General features: G+C 67.2%; 8 protein-coding genes and 1 pseudogene. 1 reads left to right on the top strand and 8 read right to left on the bottom strand.

The window, feature by feature from the left end; translation table 11 throughout:
* Nucleotides 1–113: 113 nt before the first annotated feature.
* From A5655_RS25445 to A5655_RS25415, 7 genes and pseudogenes are all read right to left on the bottom strand, one after another.
* A pseudogene (locus A5655_RS25445) lies at nucleotides 114–494 on the bottom strand (universal stress protein); the annotation flags it as partial.
* Between the two features lie 133 nt (nucleotides 495–627).
* Nucleotides 628–1,551: a formate/nitrite transporter family protein gene (locus A5655_RS25440; RefSeq protein ID WP_067015376.1), complete on the bottom strand. Its 924-nt coding sequence runs from the start codon at nucleotides 1,549–1,551 to the stop codon at nucleotides 628–630.
* Nucleotides 1,548–1,817, bottom strand: a complete 270-nt coding sequence (locus tag A5655_RS25435) for a hypothetical protein (RefSeq protein ID WP_067015374.1) — start codon at nucleotides 1,815–1,817, stop codon at nucleotides 1,548–1,550. The genes A5655_RS25440 and A5655_RS25435 overlap by 4 nt, the downstream gene beginning before the upstream one ends.
* Nucleotides 1,814–2,434, bottom strand: coding sequence for an RNA polymerase sigma factor (locus A5655_RS25430; protein WP_067015371.1), 621 nt, complete (start codon nucleotides 2,432–2,434; stop codon nucleotides 1,814–1,816). The genes A5655_RS25435 and A5655_RS25430 overlap by 4 nt, the downstream gene beginning before the upstream one ends.
* 10 nt (nucleotides 2,435–2,444) lie before the next feature.
* Complete coding sequence (locus A5655_RS25425) at nucleotides 2,445–3,512, bottom strand: acyl-CoA dehydrogenase family protein (RefSeq protein ID WP_067015368.1); 1,068 nt, start codon at nucleotides 3,510–3,512, stop codon at nucleotides 2,445–2,447.
* A gap of 11 nt (nucleotides 3,513–3,523) precedes the next feature.
* Nucleotides 3,524–4,048 carry an OsmC family protein gene (locus A5655_RS25420; RefSeq protein ID WP_067015365.1) on the bottom strand — a complete coding sequence of 175 codons (525 nt, stop codon included), beginning with the start codon at nucleotides 4,046–4,048 and terminating at the stop codon, nucleotides 3,524–3,526.
* 326 nt (nucleotides 4,049–4,374) lie between these two features.
* Nucleotides 4,375–5,211 (bottom strand): DUF3097 domain-containing protein, encoded by an 837-nt coding sequence (locus tag A5655_RS25415; RefSeq protein WP_067015363.1) that lies wholly within the window; start codon nucleotides 5,209–5,211, stop codon nucleotides 4,375–4,377.
* A 194-nt stretch (nucleotides 5,212–5,405) separates the two neighbouring features.
* Here A5655_RS25415 and A5655_RS25410 point away from each other — a divergent pair, with 194 nt between their 5' ends.
* Entirely contained in the window at nucleotides 5,406–5,711 is a 306-nt protein-coding gene (locus tag A5655_RS25410; protein ID WP_369807250.1) for a DUF3349 domain-containing protein, read from the top strand.
* Between the two features lie 32 nt (nucleotides 5,712–5,743).
* Here the strand turns inward: A5655_RS25410 and A5655_RS25405 are convergent, their stop codons facing one another.
* A complete protein-coding gene (locus A5655_RS25405; protein WP_067015360.1) occupies nucleotides 5,744–6,814 on the bottom strand; it encodes an ABC transporter ATP-binding protein in 1,071 nt (356 codons plus the stop codon).
* Nucleotides 6,815–6,816: the final 2 nt, after the last annotated feature.

The raw sequence follows: 6,816 nt of genomic DNA, 5'->3' as shown, positions 1-6,816 counted from the left end.
CCGCGGCGTTGGTGCGCCCGGACCGCACGGTCATGCGCGCGGGCCGCGACCTTGCGGGGATCTGTGCGTGGACGGCCACCGCCCTGCGCGCGGGCTAAGGCGCCCAGCGACGGCTACGCAGGCTTCACGACGATCACCGGAATTCGCACCGAATGCAGCAGCGTGTTGCTGACGGAGCCCAGCAGCATGCCCGTGAGACCGCCTCTGCCGTGGCTGCCGACCACGACGAGTTGGGCCGATTCCGCCGCATCGATGAGGTGATGGGCCGGCCGGTCGCGCACGATCACCCGGCGCACCGTCACATCCGGATAGTGTTCGCCCCAGCCCGCCAGGCTTTCGCCCAGACTGCGCTGCCCCTCCTCCTCCACGGTCGCCCAATCCAAGAACGGAACCTCGGTCGTGACGTCGCTCCACGCGTGCAAGGCGACCAGGTCGACGCCCCGACGAGAGGCCTCGTCGAACGCCAGCTCGGTCGCGTGCTCGGACGTCGAAGAGGGTTGTGAGGCTTTAGTCCTCAACCATCGGGGACGGAGGGCAGTCGCTGAATCACGTTGGGGCCGTTGCTTCCCCCGGCCGACGGAAGCCGCCCGGAGGTAACCGCCTATTCACCCGCTGATCGGGGAATATTCAGGTTTCGCGGCGCTGCAGCTGCGCGATGGTCCAGAAGGGCAACGCCACGAAGACGGTGCCGCCGATCAGGTTGCCCACGGCGGTGACACCGATGTTGGTGAGCAAGCCGTCGTGGCCGAAGCCCCAGCTGATGCCGACGCCCGGTGCGCCGGAGTGAAACAGCTTGAGCAACAGGGGAAGCCCGAGAAAGCCGACGTTCGCGATCACGTGCTGGGTGCCGCCGATCACAAACGCGAACGGCCCGTAGAACGCGAATGCCATCCGCGCAACGTCGGTGCGGGCCTTGAAGAACATGCACATCGCGGTCTGCAGGAACCAGGTGCACACCACTGCAAGCAACAGCGCGGTCGAAAACGGCTGGCCGGCCTTGGCGGCGCCGACGGTCGCCGCCCGCTCGGCGAAGGCGCCCAGATATGGGCCTCCGGCGGCGCCGCAGATCGTGACGAATACGAACGCGCCGGCAACATTGCCGATGAGACCGACGACAACCAGCGACGCGTAGCGCGGGAGGCTCAATGAGCGTTTCAGCACGGCAAGCAACCCGGCGGCCATGTCCGCAGTGATCAACGACATGCCCGACACCAGGATCAGAACGAAGGACATGCCGAATGCCAGGCCCATCAACAGGCTCGCGACCCCGGGTGTCTTCACACCGGTGCTCACCACGAGCGCGAGCAGCACCCCGAAGGCCACCATCGCGCCGCCGACCAAGGAACGCATGAAGAAAGCCCACGGGTGCGCGGCCTTTTCGACCGCCATTGCGGCCACCCGGTCGACCATGGCGCCCACGCTCAGTGGCTCGAACGGATCTCCAGCGGGCCCCTTGGCGGCGCCGTCGGCCGCGCCGGGATAGAACGAAACCAGCGTGTCTCCCGTCGTCAATTGCCTTTCCAAATGCGGCGCCTGCGTGTCGATCGTCATCCGTTCTGGCCTTTCTTGAATTCGCTGATCGCGTTGGTGACCCCGGTGATGTGCTCGGCGCTGAGCTTCTCCCCCTCGAAAACGTGGTTGAGCAGGATCTTGAGGTCGAGCATTTGCTGCAGATAGACCAGGCACGGCGGGCACTCCGCGAGGTGCTTGGCGACGATCGCGCCCCACCGCGCGGGGTCGGAATCGACGAGCTCGTCGACGAGCCTCACGAAGTCGACACAGTCGATGGCGGGGATCATGTTGTCGGAGAGGGTCATCGGTGATACCGCTTTTCCAATTCGTTTCGCAGATTTCCGCGGGCGCGGTAGAGCAGGGCGCGCTGCGCTTCTGCCGAAAGCTGCAGGATCTCGGCCGCCTCTTCGGCCGATGCGCCGACGAGGTCGCGCAGGATGATCAGCTGTCGGTGGCGCTGCGGCAACGCGTCCAGCGCGGAACGCACGAACCCGACGAGTTCGCTTGCCACGGTTTGGTCCTCGGGCAGGAAGCGCCGCGACGGCGGGACGCTCCAGTGCCCGGCGTCGGGGTGCCCCGCGGGGTGCATGCGACCCGACAATGGATCGGCGTTAGCGGCGGCGAGGACCTCGTGGTCGCGGATGCGCGACTCGCGGCGCCGGTGGCGGGACGCGGTGTTCTTGACGATCCCGAACAGCCAGGTACGCACCGAAGAACGTCCCTCGAACGAATCGGACGACTGCAGGACCTGCACCCAGGCCTCCTGGACCGCTTCTTCGGCCACTGCTGTCGAATTGACGATGGTGCGAGCGAAGTTCACCATCGGACGGTGGAAGTCGCGTACCAAACTGGCCAGCGGGATCCCGCCGACCAGCTGATGCGATTCGGTGCCTTCGGGTGGCACCGCCACGGGAGTCACCATCGACGCGGGCTCAGGCGCATGCGGCGAGTTCCCAGCGCAGTTGCGCTTCCGATGGCGACTGGACGGGAATGAACGCGGCTTCCCGGTAGCGCCTGCTCGCCGACGTCCTGCTGGCGTAGCCCTTGCCTCCGGCGGTTCGGATTTCCAGATCGGCGCTCGCGCTGGAAAGTTCGGCAGCGCCAAGGCGCAGCGTCAGCAGCTCTTTCTTGGTCGGCGTGGTCGCCCCGCCGACCGCGGCGGCCAATCGGGCCAACGTTGCCTCCGCCGCGGCGAGCTTCTCGGCGAGGCGGTCGACGTCGGCGGCGAACACGGAGTTGACCCCCGACAGACCAAGCCTGCTCTGCTCCACGGCGGTTCGGGTCAACCCCAGGCACATCGCCGACTGCAGGATAAGGAAAGTCGGGCGCACCGCTCGCAGAAACTCGTCGAAGTCGCGCGACAGCACCTGCCCGGCGGGAACGTACGCGGCCCGCAGATTCAGATACGAGGACGCGGTGCTGCCCAGTGCCAGCAGGTCGAAGTGGTCACCCAGGACGACTCCCGGTGTATTCAACGGCAATGCCACGATGAGTTTTTCACCGGCATCGGTCCGCGCGGCGGTCACCATCGTGGCGTCCGCGTGCAGGTTGCTGGCCCACCTGATCGGGCCGGACACCTCATAGCCGCCGTCGACCGGCGCCGCCGTCAGTTCCAGACCGCCGCAGGCCGCCGCTTCCCGGAAAGCCGACGCCATCGCTGTGACCCCGGGCACGGTTCCGGCGAGCAGCGGCCGCGCCGCCGCGATACTGAAAGGGGTTGCGGCATTGAGCAAATACTCCACCGTCATTCGATGGGCCCACAACGAGAACCCGGTGCTCATGCATTCACCGGAGATCCGCCGGATGACGTCGGCCATGTCGGGGAGCCTGCCGTCGACGTTGCCCGGCGCGCCGATCCCGAGCAGTCCGGCGGCACCGAGCGCGGCGAAGCTGCGGCGGGATTGCTGCTCGCCACGGTCCAAGGCCCCCGCGTGCACCCGGATGTCTTCCAGCAGTTGGAGGTCCAGCCGGCCGGCCGCGGCGTCCATCGTCGTGGTCATGACACTCCCTCCTATTCGGTGACCAGCGTCGAGTCCACGGTCACCGGGTTGCGAAACGTGCTGACCACCGGCGACCACGCGATCGCGGTGTCATGGATCTGCTTGAGGGTCGCGTCGTCGGCATCGCCGGCGAGGGTGACCTTGCAGCGCACGGCGCTGAAACCGAGGCGTTTCCCCTCGGGGGTGTCACCCACCCCCCACACGGCCGAGATGTCGATGTCACCCTCCATCTCGACCTCGATCTTGGTCAGGGCCACACCACGGTGCGTGGCGTTGGCCAGCAGGCCAACCGAGACGCAGGACCCCAGTGCCGCCAGGGCGGTCTCCGACGGGTTGGGCGCCGAATCGTCGCCCAGCAGCGCCGGCGGCTCGCCGACCAGCATCGGCGCGAGGCCGCGCACGTAGGTCATGTTGCGGAACCCCGCTTCACAGACCGTCGTCGCCTTGAGCGTCTTCTTTCCGGTGTCGGGGTTGGCCTTGGCATTACACGACAGCCGGTCGAGCCCCTCCGCATCGATGACGAGTGCGTCGGTCATAAACATCCTCCGTTTCCCGCGGGTGATTAGGCCTGCACGGATTTAGTGCTCCTCGGAACCGATGCGTGACGCCGGGCGCATTCGTTTTGCACGGACGCGGCGACCCATCGCTTGCCTGGAGCATCGCTACCGCCCCGTTTGCGCGCACGGGTGCGATGTTGCTCTGATGAACCGACTCTGCCCCGTGTCGTGGGATTTGTTGGCCGGGCCGGGAAGCGCGGAAGTAGCCGGTCCGGGGACCACCGGTGTCCGTCGGGCAGGTCGTGCCCGCCGGGCGGGATCAACGGGCGAATAAAATCCCGCGGATCTTTTCAGTCAAAAACGGTTCAGCGCCCGAGCGGTTCCGTGACGAAATCGATGAGCTCCTCGACGCGGCCGATGAGTGCCGGTTCGAGATCGTTCCAGTCGCGCACACTCGAGCGAATGCGCCGCCAAGCCCGGGCGATATCGGCCTGGTTGGCGTGCGGCAGGCCCAGCGCCTCGCAGGCACCGTGCTTCCACTCGATGTGCCGTGGCACCTCCGGCCAGGCCGCCAGGCCGAGCCGCTGCGGTTTCACGGCCTGCCAGATGTCGACGTAGGGGTGGCCGACGACCAGGGTGTCGCGGCCGCCCGGTCCCTGGCGCACCGCCTCGGCGATCCGCGTCTCCTTCGAACCGGCGACGAGGTGGTCGACGAGCACGCCCAGCCGGCGCCCGGGGCCGGGCCCGAACTCCGCCACGATGCCCACCAGATCGTCTATGCCACCGAGGTGCTCGACGACGACGCCCTCGATGCGCAGGTCGTCGCCCCATACCTGTGCGATCAGTTCGGCGTCGTGGCGGCCCTCGACGTAGATCCGGCCGGCCCGGGCGACCCGGGCGCGCGCGCCGGGCATCGCCACGGAGCCGGACGCCGTCCTGGCCGCGGTAACGGGGGCGGCGCGGCGCGGCGCGGTGAGGATCACCGGGCGCCCCTCGAGCAAATACCCTGGGCCGAGCGGAAAGCCGCGGATGTGACCGTGCCGGTCCTCCAGGTCGACGCGACCGTATTCGACGCGCACCACCGCTCCGACATAGCCGGTTTCGACGTCCTCGACCACCAGGCCGGGATCGGCCGGGTGTTCCGTCGAGCGGGGCTTGCGCCGACCCGCGGCGAGGACATCGGTTCCGTAGCGATCGACCACCCGGCAATCCTAGGAAGCGTTGCGGCCAAACAGGGTTGCGGCGCGCCACCGTGTCGAAATTGGTAAAGCGCTAAGGTTTCGGGCTCAAGTCTGAAAAATCCATAAATTAGTCGTAAGTAACTGCGTGGTCTTACCGGGCTGATGACGTTGCCGCTGCTAAGTTGCTAAGTGCCGCTAATGCACAGCGTGTGGCGGTGAGCGAGGTGGACGTTATGGACCTGTCCCTTTGGGTGTCGAGCATCGTCGCTTTTTTGCGCGCCGGGTACCCCAGCGGCATGCCGACGACCGGTTACGCGCCGCTGGCGGCTTTGTCGCACCGGCGCGTATCGAACGATGAGATCAACACCATCACAAGAGAACTCATCATGCGCAGATGCGCGCCGATCAGCAGCGCCGATGTCGGGGTGGCAATAACCCACGTCACCAACGCGATGCCCTCCGACGACGACATCGCGCGCGTGCAACGCCGCCTTCACGCGATCGGCTGCGCGAGCGGATAGGTTCCGGCGCCCGACGCCGCGCTCGGCGCTGCTCAACAAATCCGGCGGCCATCGGTGCCGAAGAAGTGCAAGTGCCCGGGTTCGGGATGCAGGCGCACGCGGCTACCCTTCTCCGGCGGTTGACGCCCGTCGGCCCGCGCGACGACGGGCTGGCTGATCACCTTGCCCGAACCCGTGATTCGGCCGTAGAGATAGGCATCCGCCCCCAGCTCCTCGACCACGTCGACTTCCATCTCGACGCCGAGGCCGCCCAGTTCGAAGTGTTCGGGGCGGACCCCGACGACAACCTTGCTTGCGGTGCCATCGATCTCGCGCGGCACCCGGATCGGCCAGTCCCCCAGCGACACCGAGGAGTCCACAACGGGAAGGGTGAACAGGTTCATCGCCGGGGACCCGATGAATCCCGCTACGAATACGTTGTCGGGGTTGCGGTACAGCTCGCGCGGCGTCGCAAACTGTTGCAGCACCCCGTCGCACAGCACGGCGACCCGGTCCCCCATGGTCATGGCCTCGACCTGGTCATGCGTGACGTACACGGTGGTGGTGCCGAGCCGGCGCTGCAGTGCGGCGATCTGGTTGCGGGTCTGCACGCGCAGTTTGGCGTCGAGATTGCTCAAAGGCTCGTCCATCAGGAACACCTGCGGGCGCCGCACGATCGCGCGGCCCATCGCGACCCGCTGGCGCTGCCCGCCGGACAGGTCTTTGGGCTTGCGATCCAGGTAGGGCTGCAGGTCAAGCAGTTTCGCCGCGGCCAGCACCTGCTCGCGGATCTCGGCTTTCGGTGTCCTGGCGATCTTCAGCGCGAAGCCCATGTTCTGCGCCACGGTCATGTGCGGGTAGAGCGCGTAATTCTGAAAGACCATCGCCACGTCGCGATCCTTGGGGTCGACGTTGGTGACGTCGCGGTCCCCGATCCGGATGCGCCCGGCGTCCAGTGTTTCCAGTCCGGCCACCATCCGCAGCGACGTCGTCTTGCCACAGCCGGACGGTCCGACCAGGACCACGAATTCGCCGTCCCCGACGTCGAGATCGAGGCCGTCCAGGGCCGGTCGATCCGCACCCGGATAGCGCCGCGTCGCCCCCTCGAAACTGACCGATGCCATGG

Origin of the sequence: Mycobacterium sp. 1081908.1, assembly GCF_001673535.1 — a bacterium.
Lineage (GTDB): Bacteria > Actinomycetota > Actinomycetes > Mycobacteriales > Mycobacteriaceae > Mycobacterium.
Note: the sequence above shows the minus strand (reverse complement) of the source record. Positions and strands in the feature narration are given on the sequence as shown.

What these genes read in the sequence shown, in the direction of transcription:
- A5655_RS25440 (WP_067015376.1), bottom strand. Translation starts at nt 1,551, where the DNA reads ATGACGATCGACACGCAGGCGCCGCATTTGGAAAGGCAATTGACGACG.
- A5655_RS25435 (WP_067015374.1), bottom strand. Translation starts at nt 1,817, where the DNA reads ATGACCCTCTCCGACAACATGATCCCCGCCATCGACTGTGTCGACTTC.
- A5655_RS25430 (WP_067015371.1), bottom strand. Translation starts at nt 2,434, where the DNA reads ATGGTGACTCCCGTGGCGGTGCCACCCGAAGGCACCGAATCGCATCAG.
- A5655_RS25425 (WP_067015368.1), bottom strand. Translation starts at nt 3,512, where the DNA reads ATGACCACGACGATGGACGCCGCGGCCGGCCGGCTGGACCTCCAACTG.
- A5655_RS25420 (WP_067015365.1), bottom strand. Translation starts at nt 4,048, where the DNA reads ATGACCGACGCACTCGTCATCGATGCGGAGGGGCTCGACCGGCTGTCG.
- A5655_RS25405 (WP_067015360.1), bottom strand. Translation starts at nt 6,814, where the DNA reads ATGGCATCGGTCAGTTTCGAGGGGGCGACGCGGCGCTATCCGGGTGCG.